The sequence below is a fragment of the Streptomyces sp. NPDC030838 genome, from assembly GCF_055572035.1.
Genome location: NZ_JBVIED010000013.1, coordinates 50,276 through 73,565 on the forward strand (window position 1 = coordinate 50,276; position 23,290 = coordinate 73,565).

Sequence of the window (23,290 nt, forward strand, 5' to 3'; positions counted from 1 at the left end):
GTTCATGGCGAGTCGAACGGCTCACCTCCCCGCCGACCTCCCCGCCCGTCCGACGGGTGCCGGGGCGTCCCCACTCCTCTCAAGGAATCCCGTATGGCCGAGCGTCTTCACGACGACCACCTTCACTTCCGCGCCGTCGGCATGAGCCTCGTCCTGGACTGCTCCGGCGGACTGCTCCCCCGGGTCATCCACTGGGGCGCGGACCTCGGTGACCTCACCGGCGATGCCCTGGCCGGCCTGGCCCGCACGGCGGACGCGGCGCAGGTCATGTCGTGCTCGCTGGACGAGCCGGTGCCGGTCAGCGTGCTCCCGCAGCAGTCCGCCGGGTGGCTCGGCACCGCCGGGCTCACCGGGCACCGGGACGGGGAGGACTTCTCCACCGCCTTCACCGTCCGGTCCGTGCGACCGGGCGCCGGCGAAGGCCCGGTGGCGCACCGCCTGGCCGTGGACGCCGTCGACACCCAGGCGGAACTCGCGCTGGCACTGGAGATCGAGGTCACCCGGTCGGGTCTCGTACGCCAGCGGGCCACCCTCACCAACGACGGCGCACGCCCCTACACCGTGGACGGCCTGCTCCTGACCCTGCCCGTGCCCGGCCAGGCCACCGAGCTGCTCGACCTCACCGGCCGGCATCTGCGCGAACGTTCCCCGCAGCGGCACGCGTTCACGCTCGGCACCCATCTGCGGGAGAACTGGCGCGGCCGTACCGGGATCGACGCGACGCTCGTGCACGTGGCGGGCGAGAGCGGCTTCGGATTCCGCACCGGTGAGGTGTGGGGACTGCACGTCGCGTGGAGCGGCAACCATCGCTCACTGGCCGAGCGCACCCCGGCAGGCGTCGGCCTCATCGGCGGGGGCGAGAGCCTGCTGCCCGGCGAGGTCCGGCTCGCCGGCGGCGAGTCCTACACGTCCCCGTGGATCTACGGGTCGTACGGACAGGGACTCGACGAGCTGGCCGGGCGCTTCCACGGCTATCTGCGGGACCGCGCGCACCACCCCCGGTCGCCGCGGCCCGTCACCCTGAACACCTGGGAAGCCGTCTACTTCCGGCACGACGCGGACAAGCTGAAGGCCCTCGCCGACGCGGCGGCCGAGGTGGGCGCGGAACGTTTCGTCCTCGACGACGGGTGGTTCCGGGGCCGCCGGGACGACACCGCCGGGCTCGGCGACTGGTACGTCGACAAGGATGTCTGGCCCGACGGGCTGCATCCGCTGGTGGACCATGTGCGCGCGCTGGGCATGCAGTTCGGTCTCTGGTTCGAGCCGGAGATGGTCAACCCCGACTCCGACCTCGCCCGCGCCCATCCCGAGTGGATCATGGCCACGGGCGGGCGCACCCCGCCGGCCGCCCGTCATCAGCAGATCCTCGACCTCGGTCACCCGGAGGCGTACGCGTACCTGCTGGAGCGCCTGGACGCCCTGGTCACCGAGTACCGCATCGACTACATCAAGTGGGACCACAACCGGGACCTGGTCGAGGCCGGGCACAGCCCGCGCGGGACGGCCGGGGTCCATGTGCAGACGGCCGCCGTGTACCGGCTCATCGACGAACTGCGCGCCCGCCACCCCGGCCTGGAGATCGAGTCCTGCTCCTCCGGCGGCGGACGCGTGGACCTGGGCATCCTGGAGCGCACCGACCGGGTATGGGCCAGCGACTGCATCGACGCCCTGGAACGCCAGCAGATCCAGCGCTGGACCGGCCTGCTGCTCCCGCCCGAGCTTCTCGGTTCGCACGTCTCCGCCCCGGTCGCCCACACCACCGGCCGTGCCCACATCCTCGACTTCCGTGCGGGAACGGCCCTGTTCGGCCACTTCGGCATCGAGTGGGACCTCACCCTCGCCTCCGCAGAGGAGCGCGCCCGCCTCGCGGAGTGGGTGGCGGCGTACAAGCGGCTGCGGCCCCTGCTGCACTCGGGCACCGTCGTACGCGCCGACCACCACGATCCGGCCCTGTGGCTGCACGGTGTCGTCGCGTCCGACCGGTCCCGTGCCGTCTACGCGGTGGTGCAGACGGCCACCAGCGTGCAGTCCCCGCCCGGGCGCGTGCGCCTGCCCGGTCTCGACCCCGACGCGGTGTACCGCCTGTCGCCGCTGGCGCCCGGTGACCGCCCCGAAGGGCCTACCGGCTATGCGCTGCCCTGGTGGCAGGGCGACAAGGTGGAGCTGGCCGGCCGGGTCCTGGGGAGCGTCGGCATCCAGGCCCCCGCGCAGTACCCGGAGCGCCTGGTCCTCATCGAGGCCGTCCTCGTCTGAGGCCACCCGTCATCGCGAGCGAGCGCCCGGTGTTCCGCCATCGCGCCCGGCACCCGCTCCGCCACCAGGAGAGAACCATGATCCGTGCAAGAGGCAGGGCCGCCCTGTCCGCCTGCCTGGCCGCCCTGCTGCTCGGCGCCTGCGGCTCCCCGTTCCCGTCCGGGGACGAACCGGTGACCTTGGACTTCTTCCAGTTCAAGCCCGAGGCCGTGGCGACGTTCGACAGGCTCATCGCCGGCTTCGAGGCCGAGCACCCGGGCATCCGGGTGGAGCAGCACCACGTCCCCGAACCGGACACCGCCATCCGCGCCCGGCTGGTGAAGGACAACGTTCCCGACGTCATCACCCTCAACGGCAACAGCACCTTCGGCGAACTGGCCTCGGCCGGGGTGTTCCACGACTTCTCCCGGGAGAAGGTGGCGGACGGGATCCTGCCCGGCGTGAAGGAGGTGCTGAACGACCTCGGCACCGCGGGCGAGGGCGAGGTCAACGGGCTGCCCTTCGCCTCGAACGCCAGCGGCGTCCTCTACAACAAGGACCTGTTCGCCGAGCACGGGGTCGAGGTCCCCGGCACCTGGGACGAGTTCATCGACGCGGCGAAGACCTTCGAGGAGGCCGGAGTCACTCCCTTCTACGGGGCCCTGAAGGACGCCTGGACCTCGATGCCGCCGTTCAACCAGCTCGCCGCCAACGCCGTCCCGTCCGACGACTTCTGGGACGCCCGCGTCCAGGGCCGTACCAGCTTCAGCGAGGAGTACCCCGAGGTCGCCCGGAAGCTCACGGAGATCTACCGCCACACCCAGAAGGACACGTTCTCCCGCGACTACAACGCCGCGAACCAGGCCTTCGCCAGGGGCGAGGCGGCCATGTACATCCAGGGCAGTTACGCCCTGCCGCCCGTCAAGTCGTTCAAGCCGGAGTTCGACATCGGGTTGTTCCCTCTCCCCGCCGGGGACGACCCCGCGGCGACCCGCCTGGTGTCGGGTGTGGACGTGGCGCTCACCATGGGCCGCGATCCCCGGCACCGCGAGGAGTCGCTGGCGTTCATCAACTACCTGATGCGGCCCGAAGTGGTGAGCGCGTACGCCGAGGAGCAGAGCGCCATTCCCACACTGAAGGGCACGGCGCCCTCCGACCCCGCGCTCAGGCCGCTGCGGCCGTACCTCACCGACGGCCGGATCACCGGCTTCGTCGATCACCGGATACCGCGGGCCGTCAACCTCGAGGCGATAGCCCAGCAGTTCCTCATCGACGGCAGACAGGACGCGTTCCTGCGGACCCTCGACAGCGAGTACACGAAGGTCATCGAGCGCCGGTCCTGACCGCCGCAGAAGGAGGAAAGACAATGGCAGCGGTCACCGCTCCCCCGCGCCCCGCACCCGCGGAGCCCGGCGAACCGGCGCGCTCCGGCCCCCGTCGGTCCACGGGCCGGGCCTACTACCTGATGGTGCTCCCCGCGCTCGCCCTGTTCCTGGTCTTCCATACCTTCCCGGTGCTGCAGGGCATGTACTACAGCCTCACCGACTACGCGGGCTACGGCCGCCACGACTTCGTGGGGCTGAAGAACTACCTCAACCTCTTCCAGGACAGCCGTATCTGGGACAGCTACGTCTTCACGTTCCGGTTCGCCGTCGTCGCCACCGTGCTGACCAACCTCATCGCGCTGGCCATCGCCCTGGGCCTCAACGGCAGGATCCGCTTCCGCAACACCCTGCGCGGAGTGTTCTTCGTCCCCAACGTGCTGGCGATCCTCATCGTCGGCTACGTCTTCAACTACCTCTTCTCCGACTCCCTGCCCTACATCGCCGACAGACTGGGCGTCGAGGCACTGAGCACCAGCATCCTCGCCGACCCCGATCTGGCCTGGGTGGGCGTGGTGACACTGGCCGTGTGGCAGGCCGTGGCGTTCAACGTCATCATCTTCCTGGCCGGGCTGCAGACCGTTCCCGAGGAACTGTACGAGGCCGCCACCCTGGACGGCGCCGGCGCCTGGCAGCGGTTCCGGTCCGTCACCCTCCCGCTCATCGGACCGTTCGTGACCATCAACATGGTCCTGGCGCTGCGCAACTTCCTCCAGGTCTTCGACCACATCGCCGCCCTGACCAAGGGCGGTCCCGGAACGTCGACGACGTCCGTCGCGTATCTCATCTACAACGGCGGTCTCAACGGCGGCGAGTACGCCTACCAGACGGCCAACGCCGTGGTCTTCTTCCTCTGCATCATCGCGATCTCGATCTTCCAGCTGCGCGTGCTCCAGCGCCGCGAGGGGAGCCTTTGATGTCCGCCACCGTCCCCCGCACCGTGTCCGTCCCGCGGCCGAGCAGACCGCGCGTCAACTGGTGGCTGACGGCCCTGATGGCCGTACTGTCCCTGACGGTCCTCGTTCCGCTCTACTTCACGGTCGTCACCGCTCTGAAGACCCCCGACCAGCTGGGCGGCTCCGGGTTCGGCCTGCCCACGGAGATCCGCTGGAGCAACTTCTCCGACGCCTGGAAGCTGACGAACTTCCCTTCGGCGCTGATGAACAGCGCCCTGATCACGGTGGGCGCGGTGGTGCTCACGCTGCTGACCAACTCCCTGGTCGCCTACGCCATCGCCCGCAACATGCACCGCAGGTTCTTCAAGGGGCTGTACTACTACTTCGTGTCGGCCCTGTTCGTCCCGTTCCCGATCATCATGCTCCCGGTCGTCAAGCAGACCGCTCTGCTGGGCCTGGACAACCAGGCCGGACTGATCCTGCTGTACGTCGTCTACGGGCTGGCCTTCAACATCTTCCTGTACGTCAGCTTCCTGCGGTCGGTACCCACCGAGATCGAGGAAGCGGCCCGCACCGACGGCGCCGGCACCTGGACGATCTTCTGGCGGATCATCTTCCCCCTGCTCATGCCGATGAACGCCACCGTCGGCATCCTCACCTGCCTGTGGGCCTGGAACGACTTCCTGCTGCCGCTGGTCGTCCTCTCCGACCCCGGCGCGCAGACGCTGCCCCTCGCGCAGTACGTCTTCCAAGGCCAGTTCAACACCAACTACACCGTGGCCTTCGCCTCGTACCTGATGGCGCTGGCACCGGTTCTCCTCGTGTATGTCTTCGCCCAGCGCTGGGTGATCTCCGGAGTGATGCGAGGTTCCGTCAAGTGACCGAGACGCGCCCCTGGTGGACATCGGCCGTCGTCTACCAGATCTACCCCCGCAGTTTCGCCGACAGCAACGGTGACGGCATCGGTGACCTGCCCGGCATCACCGGCCGCCTGGACTACCTCGCCGACCTCGGCGTCGACGTCCTGTGGCTGTCCCCCGTCCACCCGTCACCGCAGGACGACAATGGCTACGACATCAGCGACTACCAGGACATCGACCCGGTCTTCGGCACGCTGAAGGACTTCGACGAACTCCTGGCCGCTGTCCACGACCGCGGCATGAAGCTGGTCATGGACCTGGTGGTCAACCACACCTCCGACGAGCACCCCTGGTTCGCCGAAGCCCGCAGCGGCCCCGACAGCCCGAAGCGCGACTGGTACTGGTGGCGGCCCGCCCGCCCCGGCATGGAACCCGGCACCCCCGGAGCCGAACCGAACAACTGGGGCTCCGCCTTCTCCGGACCGGCGTGGGAGTACGACCCCCGCAGCGGCGAGTACTACCTCCACCTCTTCTCCCGCAAGCAGCCGGACCTGAACTGGGAGAACCCCGAGGTCCGTCAGGCGGTGTACGCCATGATGCGCTGGTGGCTCGCCCGCGGCGTCGACGGCTTCCGTATGGACGTCATCAACTTCATCTCCAAGGACCCCGCCCTGCCGGACGGCCATGTGCCCGAGGGCAGCCTCTACGGCGACGGCTCTCCGTCCTTCGTCTGCGGGCCCCGCATCCACGAGTTCCTCCAGGAGATGCACCGCGAGGTCTTCGCCGACCACGAGGACCGTCTCCTCACCGTCGGCGAGATGCCCGGGGTGACGGTCGAGGAGGCCAGGCTCTTCACCGACCCCGCCCGCGCGGAGGTCGACATGGTCTTCCAGTTCGAACACGTCGGTCTCGACCAGGGAAACGGCAAGTTCGACGTCCGGCCGCTGCGCCTGCGCGACCTCAAGGCGTCGCTCGGTCGCTGGCAGGCAGGTCTCAACAGCACCGGCTGGAACAGCCTCTACTGGAACAACCACGACCAGCCCCGCGTCGTCTCCCGCTTCGGCGACGACAGCCCGCGGCACCGGGTGCGGTCGGCCACCATGCTGGCGACCGTCCTGCACCTGCACCGCGGAACGCCCTACATCTACCAGGGCGAGGAACTCGGCATGACCAACGTCGCGTTCACCTCGATCGACGACTACCGGGACATCGAGTCACTCAACCACTACGCCCACGCCGTCGCGAACGGCGAGGACCCGGAACGCGTCCTCGAAGCGCTGCACGCCATGAGCCGCGACAACGCCCGCACCCCCATGCAGTGGGACGCCTCCCCCCACGCCGGCTTCACCACCGGCGAGCCCTGGATCCCCGTCCACCCCAACCACAAGGAGATCAATGCCCGGCTGGCCACCACGGACAGCACATCCGTGTACCACTACTACCGCCGCCTGATCGCCCTACGGCACACCGAACCGGCCGTGGCCCACGGCGACTTCACCCCCCTGCTGCCGGACGACGAGCGCGTGTACGCCTTCACCCGGCGCTACGAGGACACCCGGCTCCTCGTCCTCGGCAACTTCACGAGCGAGCCGGCACCGGTCCGCCTCCCCGCCGACTGGGAGCACGCCGACCTCGTCATCGGCAACGTCCAGGACGCCGCACCCCTGGAGGCGACGCTGACGCTGGCCCCCTGGGAGGCCCGCGTACACCGCCGCGACGGGTGAGCAGCCTCGCTCTAGTTCCGGGCGACGGTTCTGGTGCGCAGGACCTCGCCCAGGGACTCCGTCCGCCAGCGTCGGAGCAGGTTGTGGAAGGCGAAGGCACCGTGGGGGTAGGCGATGGGGCCGTTCGGCCGGCCGCGCCCTTCGGCGTTGTAGTAGCCGGGGGTGCACTCCGCGTGGAACCACTCGTGGTCGGCGGCGCCCTCGGCCAGAGCGGTGATCCAGGCGTCCTCGGCCGCGCGGGACGGTTCGATCAGGGCGTCCTCGGCCTCGGCGGCGGCGATGAGGGCCGCCGCGTGGACGGCGTGTTCGTCCAGCACATGCGTGAAGTTGACACTGGCGGCGCTCTGCGCCCCGCCCAGCTGGATGAGGTTGGGGAAGCCGTTGCTGGTGAAGCCGTGCAGGGTGCGCGGCCCCTGTTTCCGCCAGGCGTCCTGGAGCAGGACGCCGTCCCGGCCGCGGACAGGCAGCCTGCCCGAGGAGATGCCGGACACGCCCACGGAGAAGCCGGTGGCGAAGATCAGGCAGTCGAGTTCGTACTCGGTGCCGCCGACCACGACGCCGCGCTCGGTCATCCGCTCGATGCCGTGGGTGTCCGCGGTGTCGACCAGGGTGACGTTGTCGCGGTTGAACGTCTGGAGGTACAGATCGGAGAAGGTGGGGCGCTTGCAGGCGTACCGGTACCAGGGCTTGAGCTTCTCCGCCGTCTCCGGGTCGGCGACGATCTGCTCGACGCGGTCGCGGATCTCGTTCATCTTGGCGGCGTCCGCGGCCTCGTAGGCCGCTTCGAAGGCCGCCCGGTCGCCGTGGCGGCGGAAGCTCGGCAGGAGCTTCTCCAGCAGGCCCGCCGAGGCGGTCCACTGGTCCGCCACGAGGTCCTCCTCCACGGTCTCGCCGGAGACGATGCGCAGGAAGTTGTCGCGGCGCTCACGCGCCCAGCCGTCGTGGTCGGCGCCGACGTCCTGCGCGGTGGTGCGCCGGTTGGCGCGCACGTCCACTGTGGAGGGAGTGCGCTGGAAGACGTAGAGGTGCCGGGCGTCCTCGGCCAGCTTCGGCACGACCTGGACGCCGGTGGCGCCGGTGCCCACGACGCCCACCCGTTTGTCCGCCAGGCCGGAGAGGCCGCCGTCCGGGGTGCCGCCGGTGCATCCGTAGTCCCAGCGTGACGTGTGGAAGGTGTGGCCCCGAAAAGTCTCGATGCCTGGGATGCCGGGAAGCTTCAGCTCGGACAAGGTGCCGGTGGCCGTGACGACGTACGTGGCCCGGAACTCATCGCCCCGGTCGGTCGTGACGACCCACGTCTCGGTTGTGTCGTCCCAGGTCAACGACGTGACCGAGGTGGAGAACAGAGCGTCGGTACAGAGGTCGAACTTCTCCGCGATCCGCACCGCGTGGCGGCGGATCTCCTCACCGGGCGCGTATTTCCACTCCGGGATGTAGCCCGTCTCGTCGAGCAGCGGCAGGTACACGTGCGCCTCGATGTCGCAGTGGATGCCCGGGTACCGGTTCCAGTACCAGGTCCCTCCGAAGTCACCTCCCGTCTCGATGACGCGGATGCGCTCGACGCCCCGCCGGCGCAGCCGCGCCCCGGCGAGAATGCCGCCGAAGCCGCCCCCGACAACCGCGACGTCCACCCGGTCCCGCAGCGGCTCCCGCTCGGCCAGCTCCCCCGCGTACGGATCCTCGGCGTAGTAGCCGAACTCGGCGGCGGCGCCGAGATAGTGCCGGGTGCCGTCGGGCCGTACCCGCCGCTCCCGTTCCATCCGGTAACGCTCCCGCAGGTCGGCGAGCGCCTTGGCCGACAACTGGTGCGAATTCGCCATGTGGGGGGACCTCGTTCCTTCCGGTTCGCTGCCGTAGGGCCATCTCGTCCGCGAACTGCGCGGGAAATCAGCGGACTTGAGCAGCCGTGCACTACGGTAACAAGGACCGGACAATACTGTCCGGTTGGTGGCGGAGGTTGCGTCCGCACACCCTCGGACCCTCGGCCCCTCGGACAGGAAGAGTGATGTCATGCGACGACTCCCGATCCGGCCCCTCTCCGGGCTCGCCGCGATCGGCGTGCTGGCCCTCACCGGGTGCGGTACGCAGGCGGCCGGTTCCCCCGCGGACACGGCGGCCGACGCCCGCGGCGAGAGGACCATCCGCGCGCAGAAGGTGCTGCGGCTGACGGAGGTGCACGAGAAGACCGGGATGACCCTGCTGGAGGGGCCGACGTTCGACGAGGACGGCAAGCTGCTCGTCGTCGACGTCACCGCACCCGCCGGCGAACCGAAGGTGCTTCGCGTCGACGTCCGCGAGAAGACCTGGCGCCGGCTGCATACCGACGATCGCGGCGCTTACACCTCGGCCCAGTTCAGCCCGTACGACGGACGCCTGTACCTGACCGACTTCGCCCACGGCGACATCATGAGCCTGGCCCCGGACGGCAGCGACCCGCGGACCTTCTTCTCGGGCGAGATCGAGGGAGCGCCGATGAATCCCGACGACCTCGCCTTCGACCAGGACGGCAACCTGTACATCAGCGACTCACGCGGCCTGTCCGAAGGGAAGGCGACCGGCCGTGTGGTGCGCGTCGACCGTGACGGGCGGAAGGCCACCGTCCTGGCGGACGGCCTGGCGGCGTCCAACGGCATCTCCTTCGACGCGGACTACCGCGGGCTGTGGCTCAGCGAGCTCACCCAGAACCGCATCTCCTACCTGCTGCTGGACGACAAGGGCCGCGTGGCCTCGCGGCATACCGCGATCCGGGTCGACGGCGGGATCGCCCAGACCGACTCGATCGCCGTGGACGCCGACGGCAACCTCTACCAGGGGCTGCACGGCAGGCCGGCGATGGCCGTGTACAGCAGGAACGGTGAACGCCTGGCGACCGTCGAGGTCCCCGCCCGCGCTGCCGAGGGCCTCGAATCGGCGACCAACGTGGCCATCACACCCGGAGGGACCAGGGCCTATATGACCGTCAGCGGCCCCGCCGGAGGCTACCTGTATGCCTTCGACGCACTGGCGGAGGGAATCCGCCAGTCCAACGGCGGCTGACGCTGCCGTTCACCCCTCGAAGGGCCGAACCGTTCCCACCTCGACACCGAGCAGCCGCCAGGCCGCCAGCGCACGGCGTTCCCGCTGCTCCCGGGTGGAACCGGTGACGGCACCGGACACCATCGCGACGGCGAGCATCAGATCCCCGGGCCGAGCAGCCAGCGGATGACCGTCCGGCAGATGCCGGCGCAGGGCTCGCTCAACCCGCCGAGACAGGGCCAGGGCATAGGCGGGGGTGCCGGAGCCGCCCGCTCCCTCGGCGTGCAGAACACCGACGAAGGCAGCCGACTCCGTCTGGTGCCACGTCAGCACCCCGAGGACCCGCGCGACGTCCGCGTCGTCCGCGGCAGCCGCCTGCTCGATCTGCCGGACGTTCTCCTCCAGTACGGCGATCGCCATGGCCGCCCGGTCGGGGAAATGCCGGTACAACACACCCTGTCCGACCCCGGCGCGCCGCGCGACGGCGGACAGCGGAGCCTGCAGGCCGGACTCCGCGTAGATCTCCCGGGCGGCGGCGACGAGGGCGGCCCGGTTGCGGGCGGCGGCCTTGGGTCCCTCATTCGCGGACCGTCGTTCACCGGGCGGAGATTGCTGCGTCACCCCGGGAGGATATCCGGCCCCCACGACCAGGGGGCGGCGAGCGAGCGTCACGCGGAGGCGGACGTATCTCTCGCGGATGAGAAACATGAGAACCGCACATTCATGACTTCTCCTTGACTTCCGCTGAGGTTCGTCCCGGCTGGTCAGCATGGCGGAGCGCCGTCCTCCACGGGCGGCCGCCTTCCGCTCACCACTCCGCTCGGGAGACGAGATGCCGCTGAACCGCAGGGAATTGCTGAGCCGATCGGCGCTGGCCGGTGCCGGGGTCATGCTCATCGGCAGTGTGGAGGCGCTGCTCACGGCGCCCGGAGCCGTCGCCGACACGGCCGCGACGGGCGGCGTCGGCTATGGCCCGCTCGTCCCGGACCCCAAGGGCATCCTCGCCCTGCCCGAGGGCTTCTCCTACCGGATCCTGACCCGCACCGGCGTCACGACCCTGGAGTCCGGCCAGACCACCCCGAGCAACCACGACGGCACCGGCGCCTTCGCGGCCGGCGACGACGATGACGACGACGCCGTGACCGTGCTGGTGAACAACCACGAGATCGACGACCCGCTGGGCGTGGCCGAGCACCCCGTTCCGCATCTGGACGGCCTGGTCTACGACCCGGCGGCGGCCGGCGGCTGCACGGTCGTCGAGGTGTCCGGCGACTCGGTGCGCGAATGGGTCGCCATCGCCGGTACGTCCACCAACTGCGCCGGCGGCGTCACCCCCTGGGGCACCTGGCTCACCTGCGAGGAGACCGAGGACAAGGCCGGCATCAACGGCATGACCAAGGACCACGGCTACGTCTTCGAGGTCGACCCCCGGCACGGCAGCGCGGCCAACCTCGACCCCAAGCCCATCAAGGCCCTCGGCCGCTACGCCCACGAGGCGGTCGTGGTCGACCCCTACCGCGGCCACCTGTACCTCACCGAGGACGCCTCCAAGCCCAACGGCCTGCTCTACCGATGGACCCCGCCGGTCGGCTTCACCCACGGCCCCGGCAAGCTGCGGGCCCTGGCCGACAACGCGGGCGTGCTGGAGGCACTCAAGTGCTTCGACTCCGCGGGCCAGTACGTCGACGACCTCTCCCGCGCCACGCGGGTCGGCACCGTCTACCGCGTGGACTGGGTGAAGGTGCCTGACCGGGACGCCCGTACCACCTCCGTGCGCAAGCAGTTCCTGGCCGGTGAGATCACCCGCTCCCGCAAGCTCGAGGGCATGTGGTGGGGCGACGGCGGCGCGTACTTCGTCTCCAGCTACGCCCGCACCGAGAGTCCCGGCACCCCGCACGACGGCCAGGTGTGGTTCTACGACCCGCGCAGCGGCACGATCACCCTCAAGGTGCTGCTGGCCGTCAACACCGACACCTCCCAGGAGGGCCCCTACGACGGCCCCGACAACATCACCGTCTCCCCGTTCGGCGGCCTGGTGATCGCCGAGGACGGCGAGGGTGTCTCCCACCTCTTCGGCGCCACCGCCGACGGCCAGACCTACCCCATCGCCCGCAACGAGCTGAACGTCGGCACCCCGGAGGCCCCGGAGTACAGCGAGTTCGCCGGCGTCACCTTCTCCGCCGACGGCAGGACGCTGTTCGCCAACATCCAGGACCCCGGCATCCTCCTCGCCATCACCGGCCCGTGGTCGGGCGACGACGGCGACGACTAGTTCCGCCGGTTCCTCTCGCCCCTACGACTCCCCCCACGGCTCGACCGGTTCGACGGCAGTGGCTCAACGCCGCGCCGCTGCCGCCCCCTTGCCAGCGCCACCTCTCCTCACGAGGGACCTCCATGCAACCCTTCATCGCTCACGCACGCACCTTCGCCGGCACCCAGGGCGCCGACCTCGGCCGGCTCGCCGCAGGGCAGTCGCCGTACGCCCTCTTCATCACCTGCTCCGACTCCCGCGTCATCCCCTCGCTCATCACCGGTGCCCGCCCGGGTGAGCTCTTCGAACTGCGGACGGCGGGGAACATCGTGCCGCCGTACGACGCGGGCCCCACCTCCGAGGCCGCGACGATCGAGTACGCCGTCGAGGTGCTCGGGGTCCGCGACATCGTGGTGTGCGGGCACTCCCACTGCGGCGCGGTCGGTGCGCTGGTACGCGGCGACGACCTGTCGGCCGTGCCGGCGGTGCGCGACTGGCTCGGCCACGCCGCCCGGCAGCCGACCGGCTCACAGGACGACCCCGCGGTCGCCGAGGCGGTCCAGCACCACGTGCTGGGGCAGATGCTCCGGCTGATGTCGTACCCGTGCGTCGAGGCCCGCCTGCGCGACGAGCGACTGCGGGTCCACGCCTGGTTCTACGAGGTCCACACCGGCGCCGTGCTGGCGTACCGGACCGAGTCCGACTCCTTCGAGACGCTGTGAGGCATCCGATGAACACCGCTTACCTCAAGCAGGACTTCGCCTCCTCCATCGTCGTGTTCCTCGTCGCCCTGCCGCTGTGCGTCGGCGTGGCGGTCGCCTCCGGAGTGCCGGCCGAACTCGGCATCGTCACCGGCATCGTCGGTGGTCTCGTCACGGGCATGCTGCCGGGCAGCAGCCTCCAGGTGTCGGGCCCGGCCGCCGGGCTGACCGTGCTGGTCTTCGAGGCCGTGCACGCGCACGGGCTCGCCACGCTCGGTGTGATCGTGCTGGCCACGGGCCTGTTGCAGCTCGGCATGGGCGCGCTGCGGTGGGGCCGCTGGTTCCGGGCCATCTCCGTCGCCGTGGTCGAGGGCATGCTCGCCGGGATCGGCCTGGTGCTCATCGCCGGCCAGCTGTACGCGATGACCCACAGCAAGGCACCGTCCTCCGGCATCGACAAGATCGCCGGGCTGCCGGGGATGCTCGCCGGTTCGCTGGACTCCGCCCCGGCCGTCGCGTCGCTGCTGCTGGGCGCGGGCACGATCGCCGTACTGCTGCTGTGGCCGAGGCTGCCGAAGAAGGTCCGCCTCGTGCCCGGACCGCTCGCGGCCGTCGCGCTCGCCACCCTCGCCTCCCTGAGCCTCGGCCTCCCCGTCACCAAGGTCACGGTGGAAGGTCTCGTCTCGGTGATCCAGCCGCCCGCACCCTCCGCCTTCGGGGAACTGGCGGACATCGGCGTGGTGAGCACGATCCTGGCGTTCACGCTGATCGCCTCGGCGGAAAGCCTGTTCAGCGCGGCGGCCGTGGACCGGCTGCACGACGGTCCGCGCACGCACTACGACAAGGAGCTGATGGCCCAGGGCGTGGGCAACACGGTCTGCGGCCTGCTCGGCGCCCTGCCGATGACCGCGGTGATCGTGCGCAGCGCGGCCAACGTCCAGGCGGGTGCCCGGACCAAGGCGTCCCGGGTGATGCACGGCGCCTGGCTGCTGTTGTTCGCCGCCCTGCTCCCGGCCGCGCTGGGTGTCATCCCGATCCCGGCGCTCGCGGCCGTCCTGGTCCACTCCGGTTTCAAGCTGATCCCCGTCAAGGGCCTCGCCGCCCTCTGGCGCGGGCACCGCGGCGAGGCCGTGATCCTCGTCGTCACCGCGGTGTCGATCGTCGCGATCAGCATGTTCGAGGGCGTACTGATCGGCCTCGCGCTCGCTGTGGTCAAGACGGCCTGGGAGGCGTCCCACGTCAAGCTGGAGATCGTCGACAAGGGCGCGGGACCCGTGCAGGCCCACCTGAGCGGCAACGCGACGTTCCTGCGGCTGCCCAAGATCCTCGACGCCCTGGAAGCGATCCCGCAGGACCGCCCCGTCGAGCTGGACCTCTCCCGGGTCCACCACCTCGACCACGCCTGCCGTACCGCCCTGGAGAACTGGGCGGAGCGGCACGGAACGACCGACACCGCGTCGGCCAAGGTCATCATGGCCGTCTGAGTGGCCGTCTGAACGGTCCTCTGCGCGGGGCGCGGGGGCGGTGCCGTACGGGTGCCGCCCCCGCGCACACAGTCGCCGCATCGCTCACACCCAAAGTTCAGGCGCAGGTCATGCGCCCAGCAGGCCGCCGCCGGACTCCGCTGGTACCTCTTCAGTCCGGGTCCGAAGCCGGAAGGCCCTCACCCCAGGACACCGAGGAGGTCGTACCCGCGTGACCCGCAGCCAGCGTCTCGCCGCTCTCGCCGCCGGCGCGATTCTGCTCGTCGGAATCCCCGTGACCGGTGCTCATCAGGCGCCGCCGCCGGATCTCGGTGAGCCCGTGGTCGTCGGCCGCACCGGACCCGGACCCACGCGCGGTTCCGGTTCCGTACCGTCAGCGGACAGCCGGGCGACGGAACGGACGCGGACCCGGCCACCGTCTCCCCGGGCGACGACACGGACTCCCGACGAGTACGGCGAAAGGGACGCCATCGCCCCCACCGGTGCGGAGCAGCCGGAGGACAGGGCCCCCGAGACGACGGACGAAGCGCAGCCCGTGGCACCGAAGCCCCCCGTCCCCGCCGGGGCGACGCCCGACGACGATCCGGCACCCACCCCCAGCCCCGCCGCCTCGGCCACCCCGGCGGCCCCGAGCACACCGGCAGGCGATGACGGTGACGACGACGGAAGCGACGATGACACCGGTGAGGACGGCTGAGCCCGCACCGCCGAAGCAGGCCGTCGGCATGCCCGGGCGCCACCCGCTCCGGTCGATCCGTGTGCGTCTGCTGGGGCGGATGCTGGTGCTCGTCGGGCTGACTCTGGCGAGCCTCACGGGTGCGGAATCGTTCATCCTCACGGCTCGCCTGAACGAACGCGTCGACCGCGAACTCGCCCACGACCTCGAGGCATTCCGCTCTTTCGCGACCGAGACCGCGGGCGGTTCGGGTCCGGCCCCCGGCGGAGTCCGTGCACTCTTCGTCTCCTACCTGGGGGCTCATATACCGGAGCACGGCCAGACGCTGATCACCCTGGTCGACGGAGATCCGTACCGCCGCTCCGCCGAAGAGCCGCCGGCCCGCCTGGACACCGACCATGGGCTGATGAGCAGGGCCGCCGCGGTCCGCTCGCCCTCCTACGGGGACGCGAGGAGCGCGGCGGGTTCCGTGCGGTTCGTGGCCGTGCCCGTCACGGTGGCGGGCGACTCCGCGCGGGGCGTCCTCGTCATCGCCACCTTCACGCAGCAGGAACGCGACCACATCAACGAGTCGATCCGCACCCAGATCTATCTCGGCCTGGGCGCCCTGCTGCTCTCCGCCTGCGTCGGCTGGATCTTCGCCAGCCGTATCGTCGCTCCGCTGCGGGTCCTGCGGGACACCGCCCGCTCGATCCACGAGTCGGACATCACCCGCCGCATCCCCGTGCACGACAGGGACGAGATCGGCCAACTGGCGAGCACCTTCAACGACATGCTCGAGCGCCTTGACGACGCTTTCACCACCAAGCGTCAGTTCATGAACGACGTGGGCCACGAACTGCGCACCCCGATCACCATCGTGCTCAGCCAGTTGGAAACCCTCCCCGACGACCCGGCGGACCGCTCCCAGACGGTGGCGGTGATCACCGACGAACTGCACCGCATGCACCGCATGGCAGAGGAGCTGCTGATGCTGGCCAAGGCCCGCCGCCCGGACGCGCTGCGCCCCGAGGACATCTCGCTGTCCGAACTGATCGAGGAGGTGTACGTGAAAGCCGCCGCGCTCGCCGAACGCCGCTGGCTTCTCGACTTCGTGGAGTACCCGCATCTCGACACCCTCCACGCCGACCGCCAGCTCCTCACCCAGGCCATGATCCAACTCGCCCAGAACGCCGCTCAGCACACCGAGGAACACGGCCGGATCTGGATCGGCGGACGGCCCGGGTCCGACAGGGTCGAACTGTGGGTCAAGGACACCGGCCCCGGCATCCGGCTCGCGGACCAGCAACGCATCTTCGAGCGTTTCGCGCGTGCCGAGGAGAGCCGGGGCCGGACCGGAGCGGGCCTCGGACTCGCCATCGTCAAGGCCATAGCCGAGGCGCACCACGGCGAGGTTCGGGTGGACAGCGCTCCGGGCCGGGGCGCGACCTTCACCCTGCGCATCCCGTACGTCACGCACGCCCTGAACGGCGGCCGTCAGAGACCATGAGCCAGAGCAACCAGCGCCGCCGCCACATACTCATCGCCGAGGACGAGGCCCACATAGCCTCCTACCTCTCGGAACGCTTCACCGCCCACGGGTTCCGCACCACCGTCGTCACCCACGGCGAGACGGCCCGCCGCGCGGCCATGTCCGGCCGATACGACCTCATGATCCTCGACATCGGACTCCCCGGCGAGGACGGCTTCACCGTCGTCACCCGCCTCCGCGCGGCGTCCAGTGCCCTCCCCGTCATCATCCTCACGGCTCGGGACACCGTCGCCGACACGGTGTACGGCCTGGAGGGCGGCGCCGACGACTACATGACCAAACCCTTCAGCTTCGAGGAACTCCTCGCCCGGGTCCGGCTGCGTCTGCGCCTGCGCGAGACCGACAGCTCCGTCCTGCGCCGTGCCGGAATCGCCCTGGAGACCCGCACCCGCCAGGCCTATGTCGACGGCCGGATCCTCCAGCTCAGTGCCCGGGAGGCCGCTCTGCTGGAACACCTCATGCGCAACGCCGGCAGTGTGCTCAGCCGGGAGGACCTGCTCTCCGACGTCTGGGGGTACGAGGCGTCCGAGGGTTCCAACGTCGTCGACGTGTACGTCCGTTACCTCCGCCGCAAGCTGGGCGCCTCCAGGATCACCACGGTGCGGGGGCAGGGCTACCGGCTGGGCGGCGACGAACTCGCGTGACGCCGGGCAAGGCTGCGAGAGGTTCTCCCAACGCTCACTTCCCGTTGGGCATCGGACGAGGGATTCGCTCCTAGGGTGACGGCGGCCGCCCCCCGTTCTTCCCGTTCGCCGCATCGAGAGGACTCCCATGACAGGCACGACCTCCGGCAGACCGACCACGGGTCCTGGTTTCGAACGACGTACCCTCCTGCGCGGAGCAGCGGTGGCCGCGGCCGCGTCCGTCCCCTTCCAGGCACTCGCCGCGCGCACGGCGGCGGCTGAAGAACCGGTCAAGCTGGAATTCGACGCCGGATACGGCCCGTTGAGCCCCGTGAAGGACCAGGCGACCGGCCTGGAACTGCTCCAGCTGCCGCGCGGGTTCGAGTACATCTCCTACGGGTGGACGAACGACCTCATGGACGACGGGGTGCGCACCCCGGGTTCGCACGACGGCATGGCGGCCTTCCGCTACGGCGACAAGGTCCACCTCGTCCGCAACCACGAGCGCGGCGCCGGGCCCGCCTTCACCGCCCCCGCCTACAACCCGGAGGCCGGCGGCGGCACCACCACCCTGGTCTTCGACCCCGACGCCGGCCAGTGGCTGGAGTCCTACGGCAGCCTCGGTGGCACCATCCGCAACTGCGCCGGCGGTCCCACCCCATGGAACACCTGGCTGACCTGCGAGGAAACCTTCTCCACGACCGCCGGCAAGCGCCACGGCTACATCTTCGAGGTGGCGTCCGAGGGCAAGGGCAACCCCGAGCCGTACACGGCCATGGGCCGGTTCAACCACGAGGCGATCGCCGTCGACCCGGCGACGGGCTATGTCTACGAGACCGAGGACCGCGGTGACGCCTCGCTGTACCGCTTCATCCCCGCGGTCCCGGGCGACCTGTCCAAGGGCGGCCGACTGGTGGCCCTGCGCATCGGCAGCGCGTCGTACGACACCCGCCTCGACGGCGAGAAGGCCTACGGCACCGTCTCCTGGGTGCCGGTGGAGGACGTGGACCCATTGACGGACACGGTGCGCCTCCAGGCGCAGGCGAACGGTGCCGCGGTGTTCAGCCGCCTGGAGGGTGCCTGGTACGGCAACGACCGCATCTACGTCATCACCCCGACGGCGGTCCCGCCCGCCAGGGCCAGGTCTTCGAACTCGACCCGGCCACCGACGAGTTCCGGGTGCTCTTCGCCTCGCCCGGCGCCGAGGTCCTCAACGCGCCGGACAACATGTGTGTCAGCCCGCGCGGCGGCCTGGTGCTCTGTGAGGACGGCGGAGGCACGGAGTACGTCCACGGCCTCACCCCGCAGGGCGAGATCTTCCGCTTCGCCGCCAACAGCGTGGATCTGCGCGGCGGCACCGCGGGCAAGAACGTCCCGGCGGCCGACCACCGGGGCTCGGAGTGGGCCGGCTCGGTCTTCGAACCGAAGAACGGCAACTGGCTGTTCGTGAACGTCCAGACCCCCGGCATCACCTTCGCGATCACCGGGCCCTGGTCTCGGGGCGCCCTCTAGCCTTCGACCGAGAACGAGGGACGCGTCGAGGACTCGGTACGCCCAGCCCTGCATCACCAGGTACGAGGTGTCAGCGGCCTCGACGCGCTCCCGGGAGTTCAGCTCGCCGGAGGCGCAGCACGGGGACCGAATTCAGGAGGAGCCCGATGGTCGCGACGCCGGTGACCAGGTCGAGGCCGGGCGCACACGCGAGGACCAGCCCGCCGATCATGACTCCCATGGCGCGCGTGTTCTCTCCTCGATCGGACGAGTGCGCGGCGGGCTCGGTCAGGAGGCGGCTTCGATGGTGATCTTGTCGGCGTTGGCAAGGCGGTCGGTGCCGTCGTCGGTCACGTGGCCGAGGATGATCAGTCCCTCGGAATAGGGGAAGTCACGGTAGAAGATGGCCAGGTTGCCCCAGGGTGCGTAGTAGGCCAGGTCACCGGCCTTCGGTTCGGCTCCGTCCGGGGCACCTGAGGTGGACAGCCGACGGGGCAGGTCGGCGATCCTCTCCGTCTCGTGGAAGTCGCTCAGATTCAGCGTGAGCGGGAGGAGAGCGGCGAAGTCGCGGGCTGCGGCGCTGTCATTCAGGGTGGCCGAAACGGGGTGGCCGTCGACGGTGAGGCGGATGTTCATGGCGGTTGTCCTGCCAGAAGTCGTGGTCGGTGACGGGACTGATGACGTTCCCTGCGATGAGGGAACGGAGGTGGCCGGAGGCATGGCGGAGGACGACGGCGACTCATGCGTGCACGCGGCCACAGCCAGCAACAGCGCGGCGGCCGGGACGGCACGGACGAGACCGGGTATGGCGGCCGGAATCAAGGATCTCCCCCTGGGGGTCACTCGGGCAGGGGCTCGGCGTAGTGGCGGAAGCCGTAAGCATCTGGGCGTAGGCGCTCTCACCGGCGAAGGCGATCGAGGTGCCGGCCCGCTCAGGGTGAGGGCGTACGGCGTTGCCGCCGTTGACGAACAGCACGGTGCCGCGGCCGAGGGCATGCCGGGCAGAACCGGCTCTCGTCCCGGCTCATCGCGATGATCCGCTCCGCGCCCAGCTCCCTGGCCGCGATCACGCCGCACAGGCCGACCGCGCCGTCACCGACGACCACGGCGGTGGAACCGGGCCTGACCTCGGCGGCCCTGGCCGCGTACCAGCCGGTGCCCATCACGTCGGACAGCGCCAGCAGGCTGGGCAGGAACTCCGCCCTGGGCGTTGGGAATGCGCGCGTACTCGGCCTGGCAGGTACTCATGAACTCGCGGTTCACACACGACGACTGATAGCCCGCGCGGGGCCACCGGGTCCGTGCCGCGGTAGGCCCACAGGTCCGAACCGCACACACACGTCACCACGGTCCGGATGATCGCATCCGTCGGCTGGACGATCTTCGGATCGTCACGCTCCTCGAAACGGATATCGCCGGAGGCATGAATCACTGCTCCACGCATGAGGTCGCTTCCTTGGGTGCGTGCGGTTCTGGAGGACAGCCCCGAACACGAGTGCGCAATGCGGTGCGCTCCGGGCTGCTCGACAACGAGGCTCACACCCGGGCACAGGCGTGAAAAGCGGAGAGATCCATCCCCGGAAGGAAACATCCTGGGAGGAAACTCTCCCCCTTTCCCGGAGCGCGATCGATGCCATGCTGGGGAACATGACCAGCAGCATCCCCCTCAATGAGCTGGGAGAATTCCTCAAGAAACGCCGTTCCGAACTGAGCCCGCGCACGGTCGGGCTGCCGGATACGGGCGGGCCCCGCAGGGTCGCAGGGCTGCGCCGCGAGGAGGTCGCCCAGCTCGCCTCGATCAGCACCGACTACTACACCCGGCTCGAACAGGGCCGCCTTCAGGCCTCCGCTCCCGTGCTGGACACACTCGCTCGCGTCCTCCATCTGGACGACGACGAGCGCGGCTATCTCTTCCAGCTCGCGGGCAAGACCACGCCCCGCACGCGGCGGCGCGGCAGGCAGAAGGTCCAGCCGCAGCTGCAGCGCGTCCTGGACGACCTCACCGCCACCCCGGCCATCGTGCAGGGCCGCCGCGGGGACGTCCTGGCCTGGAACGCGCTGGCTGCCGCGCTGGTCACCGACTTCTCCCACCTGCCGGAGAAGCACCGCAACTACCCGCGGATCATCTTCACCGATCCGGCGATGCGCAGCCTGTACGCCGACTGGGAGGCCTCCGCGCAGATCGCCGTGGCGCAGCTGCGGATGGAGGCCGCGAAATATCCCGATGACCCCCGGCTGATCGAGCTGGTCGGTGAGCTGTCCACGCGGGACAAGCAGTTCGCCAAGTGGTGGGGCGACCACAAGGTCGCCGCCCGCACTGTGGGCACCAAGACCCTCAACCACCCGGTCGTCGGCGAACTCGTCCTGGACTGGGACACCTACACCGCCAACACCGACCCCGACCAGCACCTGACCGTCTGGACCGCCGCCCCGGGCTCCCCCACCCACGAGCGGCTGCGCATCCTCGCCTCGTGGGCCGCCGACCAGCACCTGTCGGCTTCCCCTTCCCTCAGCGAGCCCGGCACATAGCAAGCCGATCGGCGCGCTGCGGGGGCTCAGCGCGGTCCGTCGATGCGCTCCCGGTCGACGAAGGGACTTGGTGGTCTCGCCGGCTTCGCAGGCAGGTGGCATCGACGACGAAGCCGGCGAGAGTCTGATCCCCGTACGCCACGGTAAGCGTGTCAGACGCCGGAAGGCCGATCCTTCACGAGCGCGGTGACGGTCGCGAGGAACTCCTTGAGAACATCGAGAAGTCCGGTCCTGCCCCACAGCGCCAGGCCCAGAACGACGACGCCCACGGCCGTCATGTGCACGACTCCCGACCACTGCTTGCCGGTCAGCTCCATGATGCTGATGGTGGAGCGCAACAGACCACTCAGGACGGCGTACACCTCTATCCAGCCGCGTACGTCCAGACTGGCCAACGCCTCCCGAACGGCGATGGGGTCGCGGTCCGTGTAGCCCCGGACGACGTCCATCGCGCGTTCGCGGGTGGTCTTGTGCGCTGGGTCGCTCATGCGGCTCACGCTATGGGCGCCCGGGCGGGCGGGAATCGGTCTCTTGGCGCAATACGCCTCGGCAGAAAGCACTAAGACCCATGACCACTCGTCCGCACGCACCGGGTCAGGAACGCGCCGGTCAGCGCAGGACTGAGCTCGGCAGCACCCGGAGAGCCTGGAGCGCGGCGTACAACTCGGCCGTGCTGACCGGGTCGGTGACGTCGCGCCCGGTGAGCTGCCGGATTCGGCGTAGCCGTTGGCGGACGGTGTTGGCGTGGCAGTGCAGGGCCTGCGCGGCCTCCTCCGTGGAGCCGGAGGCCGCGTACCAGGCGTCGAGCGTGCCGATCAGGACAGTGCGCTGCTCGGCCGGGAGATCGAGGAGCGGGCCGAGGACCGAGCGGGCCATCCGGGCGGCGACGTCCGGGGAGTGCACCACGAGCCCGGCGAGCGGGCCGTCGTCGAAGCCGGCGACGGGCGGGCCTGCCGGGTCGGCGGTGGCCAGGGCGAGCCGCGCCAGCCGCAGGCCGGTGGCGCAGTCGGCGAGGTTGGTGAAGGCCGGGCTCATCCCGTAACGAAGCGTGGCCGACCGCTGAAGCACGACCAGCAGCTGCCCCAGGGTGCGCTGATCACGGACCGAGACCAGCCCGGCCAGCAGGCCGGCGGTGTGACTCCAGGCGGAGGCGATGCCGTGGGCGGCGAGCCGGTTGCCGATCTCCGGCGCCGGTCCGGGCCGCGGATCGGCGACCAGCACCACGAACAGGCCGTCGTACGGCAGGCGCAGGGCGTCCGCGGCCTGCCAGAGCGCCTCTGTGGTGTGGGCGGTGCCGTCGAAGAGTGCGGTGAGGGCCGGGGAGCCCGCCGGGCCGGCGACGGCCGACGGCGCGTGCTGGTAGGCGGTGGTGATCTCGTGGGTGCCTGTCTCGATCAGCCCCAGCAGGCGGGTCGCGCCGTCGGGCAGCGCCTCCAGTCCGCCGTGGCCCGCGTTGCGCGCTTCGGCGGTGAGCTCCTCGAGCAGCATCCGGCCGCCCGCGTGGTAGGCGGCGATCACGGCGGGCAGCGGGACGCCCTGGCCGGCCCGGCGGAGTGCGGTGGCCGTCGCCGGGGCGGCGCCGTGGCGGCCTGTCAGAGTGCGCAGAGTGAAGGTCAGGTGGGCACGGCAGGAGCCGCGCAGCTCCTCGATCGGGACCAGCTGGTGGTAGGCGATGGTGCCGGAAGGCGCGAGGATCCGTTCGACGGCGCGTTCGCTCAGTTCGGTCAGCCGCGCGTTGAGCGCGGTGGCCAGTAAGCCGATTCGTCGATCCGTCGAGGAGGCGATGACGGGGCTATCGGGCATAGCCGCATCCTAGCCATTCTTACGACATTGCCGAACATCATTTGTCATTGTCGTGGATCACACGATGGGGCTTCACATTCTGTCCGACGCCC

The 23,290-nt window shown here is 70.2% G+C and carries 19 protein-coding genes and 3 pseudogenes; 15 read left to right on the top strand and 7 right to left on the bottom strand.

Annotated features, from left to right (window positions below; translation table 11 throughout):
- The first annotated feature begins 93 nt into the window (after positions 1 to 93).
- From ACZ42A_RS28525 to ACZ42A_RS28545, 5 genes are all read left to right on the top strand, one after another.
- Positions 94 to 2,253, top strand: a complete 2,160-nt coding sequence (locus tag ACZ42A_RS28525; protein ID WP_468530152.1) for an alpha-galactosidase — start codon at positions 94 to 96, stop codon at positions 2,251 to 2,253.
- 77 nt (positions 2,254 to 2,330) lie between these two features.
- Positions 2,331 to 3,575 (top strand): ABC transporter substrate-binding protein, encoded by a 1,245-nt coding sequence (locus ACZ42A_RS28530; protein ID WP_468530153.1) that lies wholly within the window; start codon positions 2,331 to 2,333, stop codon positions 3,573 to 3,575.
- 23 nt (positions 3,576 to 3,598) lie between these two features.
- Complete coding sequence (locus ACZ42A_RS28535) at positions 3,599 to 4,531, top strand: carbohydrate ABC transporter permease (RefSeq protein WP_468530154.1); 933 nt, start codon at positions 3,599 to 3,601, stop codon at positions 4,529 to 4,531.
- A complete protein-coding gene (locus ACZ42A_RS28540; RefSeq protein WP_468530155.1) occupies positions 4,531 to 5,391 on the top strand; it encodes a carbohydrate ABC transporter permease in 861 nt (286 codons plus the stop codon). The genes ACZ42A_RS28535 and ACZ42A_RS28540 overlap by 1 nt, the downstream gene beginning before the upstream one ends.
- Positions 5,388 to 7,094, top strand: a complete 1,707-nt coding sequence (locus ACZ42A_RS28545) for a glycoside hydrolase family 13 protein (protein WP_468530156.1) — start codon at positions 5,388 to 5,390, stop codon at positions 7,092 to 7,094. Before ACZ42A_RS28540 ends, ACZ42A_RS28545 begins: the two co-directional genes overlap by 4 nt.
- Before the next feature lie 11 nt (positions 7,095 to 7,105).
- Here the strand turns inward: ACZ42A_RS28545 and ACZ42A_RS28550 are convergent, their stop codons facing one another.
- Positions 7,106 to 8,914, bottom strand: coding sequence for a flavin-containing monooxygenase (locus ACZ42A_RS28550; RefSeq protein ID WP_468530157.1), 1,809 nt, complete (start codon positions 8,912 to 8,914; stop codon positions 7,106 to 7,108).
- Between the two features lie 190 nt (positions 8,915 to 9,104).
- Here ACZ42A_RS28550 and ACZ42A_RS28555 point away from each other — a divergent pair, with 190 nt between their 5' ends.
- The gene (locus tag ACZ42A_RS28555; RefSeq protein WP_468530158.1) at positions 9,105 to 10,130 is read left to right on the top strand and encodes an SMP-30/gluconolactonase/LRE family protein; all 1,026 of its coding nucleotides are present in this window, start codon (positions 9,105 to 9,107) and stop codon (positions 10,128 to 10,130) included.
- A gap of 9 nt (positions 10,131 to 10,139) precedes the next feature.
- Here the strand turns inward: ACZ42A_RS28555 and ACZ42A_RS28560 are convergent, their stop codons facing one another.
- On the bottom strand, positions 10,140 to 10,730 hold the full coding sequence (locus ACZ42A_RS28560) for a TetR/AcrR family transcriptional regulator (protein WP_468530159.1): 591 nt from the start codon (positions 10,728 to 10,730) through the stop codon (positions 10,140 to 10,142).
- 211 nt (positions 10,731 to 10,941) lie between these two features.
- Here ACZ42A_RS28560 and ACZ42A_RS28565 point away from each other — a divergent pair, with 211 nt between their 5' ends.
- From ACZ42A_RS28565 to ACZ42A_RS28600, 8 genes and pseudogenes are all read left to right on the top strand, one after another.
- On the top strand, positions 10,942 to 12,381 hold the full coding sequence (locus ACZ42A_RS28565) for an alkaline phosphatase PhoX (protein WP_468530160.1): 1,440 nt from the start codon (positions 10,942 to 10,944) through the stop codon (positions 12,379 to 12,381).
- 122 nt (positions 12,382 to 12,503) lie between these two features.
- Positions 12,504 to 13,082, top strand: a complete 579-nt coding sequence (locus tag ACZ42A_RS28570; protein ID WP_468530161.1) for a carbonic anhydrase — start codon at positions 12,504 to 12,506, stop codon at positions 13,080 to 13,082.
- A gap of 8 nt (positions 13,083 to 13,090) precedes the next feature.
- Positions 13,091 to 14,545 (top strand): SulP family inorganic anion transporter, encoded by a 1,455-nt coding sequence (locus ACZ42A_RS28575; RefSeq protein WP_468530162.1) that lies wholly within the window; start codon positions 13,091 to 13,093, stop codon positions 14,543 to 14,545.
- 211 nt (positions 14,546 to 14,756) lie between these two features.
- On the top strand, positions 14,757 to 15,242 hold the full coding sequence (locus tag ACZ42A_RS28580) for a hypothetical protein (protein ID WP_468530163.1): 486 nt from the start codon (positions 14,757 to 14,759) through the stop codon (positions 15,240 to 15,242).
- On the top strand, positions 15,229 to 16,710 hold the full coding sequence (locus ACZ42A_RS28585; protein WP_468530164.1) for a sensor histidine kinase: 1,482 nt from the start codon (positions 15,229 to 15,231) through the stop codon (positions 16,708 to 16,710). Before ACZ42A_RS28580 ends, ACZ42A_RS28585 begins: the two co-directional genes overlap by 14 nt.
- The gene (locus tag ACZ42A_RS28590; RefSeq protein ID WP_468530165.1) at positions 16,707 to 17,396 is read left to right on the top strand and encodes a response regulator transcription factor; all 690 of its coding nucleotides are present in this window, start codon (positions 16,707 to 16,709) and stop codon (positions 17,394 to 17,396) included. Before ACZ42A_RS28585 ends, ACZ42A_RS28590 begins: the two co-directional genes overlap by 4 nt.
- A 127-nt stretch (positions 17,397 to 17,523) precedes the next feature.
- Positions 17,524 to 18,441: pseudogene (locus ACZ42A_RS28595) on the top strand (alkaline phosphatase PhoX); the annotation flags it as partial.
- 161 nt (positions 18,442 to 18,602) lie between these two features.
- Positions 18,603 to 18,887, top strand: coding sequence for an alkaline phosphatase PhoX (locus ACZ42A_RS28600; protein ID WP_468530166.1), 285 nt, complete (start codon positions 18,603 to 18,605; stop codon positions 18,885 to 18,887).
- 267 nt (positions 18,888 to 19,154) lie between these two features.
- Here ACZ42A_RS28600 and ACZ42A_RS28605 read toward each other — a convergent pair whose 3' ends face one another.
- From ACZ42A_RS28605 to ACZ42A_RS28615, 3 genes and pseudogenes are all read right to left on the bottom strand, one after another.
- Positions 19,155 to 19,502 (bottom strand): cyclophilin-like fold protein, encoded by a 348-nt coding sequence (locus ACZ42A_RS28605; RefSeq protein WP_468530167.1) that lies wholly within the window; start codon positions 19,500 to 19,502, stop codon positions 19,155 to 19,157.
- 241 nt (positions 19,503 to 19,743) lie between these two features.
- Positions 19,744 to 19,860: pseudogene (locus ACZ42A_RS28610) on the bottom strand (SDR family NAD(P)-dependent oxidoreductase); the annotation flags it as partial.
- A 13-nt stretch (positions 19,861 to 19,873) separates the two neighbouring features.
- Positions 19,874 to 20,310: pseudogene (locus ACZ42A_RS28615) on the bottom strand (MDR/zinc-dependent alcohol dehydrogenase-like family protein); the annotation flags it as partial.
- 191 nt (positions 20,311 to 20,501) lie between these two features.
- Between ACZ42A_RS28615 and ACZ42A_RS28620 the strand changes: the two are divergent.
- The gene (locus tag ACZ42A_RS28620; protein WP_468530168.1) at positions 20,502 to 21,395 is read left to right on the top strand and encodes a helix-turn-helix transcriptional regulator; all 894 of its coding nucleotides are present in this window, start codon (positions 20,502 to 20,504) and stop codon (positions 21,393 to 21,395) included.
- A gap of 152 nt (positions 21,396 to 21,547) precedes the next feature.
- On the opposite strand, the gene ACZ42A_RS28625 is transcribed toward ACZ42A_RS28620, so the two are convergent.
- Positions 21,548 to 21,883 carry a hypothetical protein gene (locus ACZ42A_RS28625; protein WP_468530169.1) on the bottom strand — a complete coding sequence of 112 codons (336 nt, stop codon included), beginning with the start codon at positions 21,881 to 21,883 and terminating at the stop codon, positions 21,548 to 21,550.
- 121 nt (positions 21,884 to 22,004) lie between these two features.
- Entirely contained in the window at positions 22,005 to 23,198 is a 1,194-nt protein-coding gene (locus ACZ42A_RS28630; protein WP_468530170.1) for a PucR family transcriptional regulator, read from the bottom strand.
- Positions 23,199 to 23,290 lie beyond the last annotated feature (92 nt).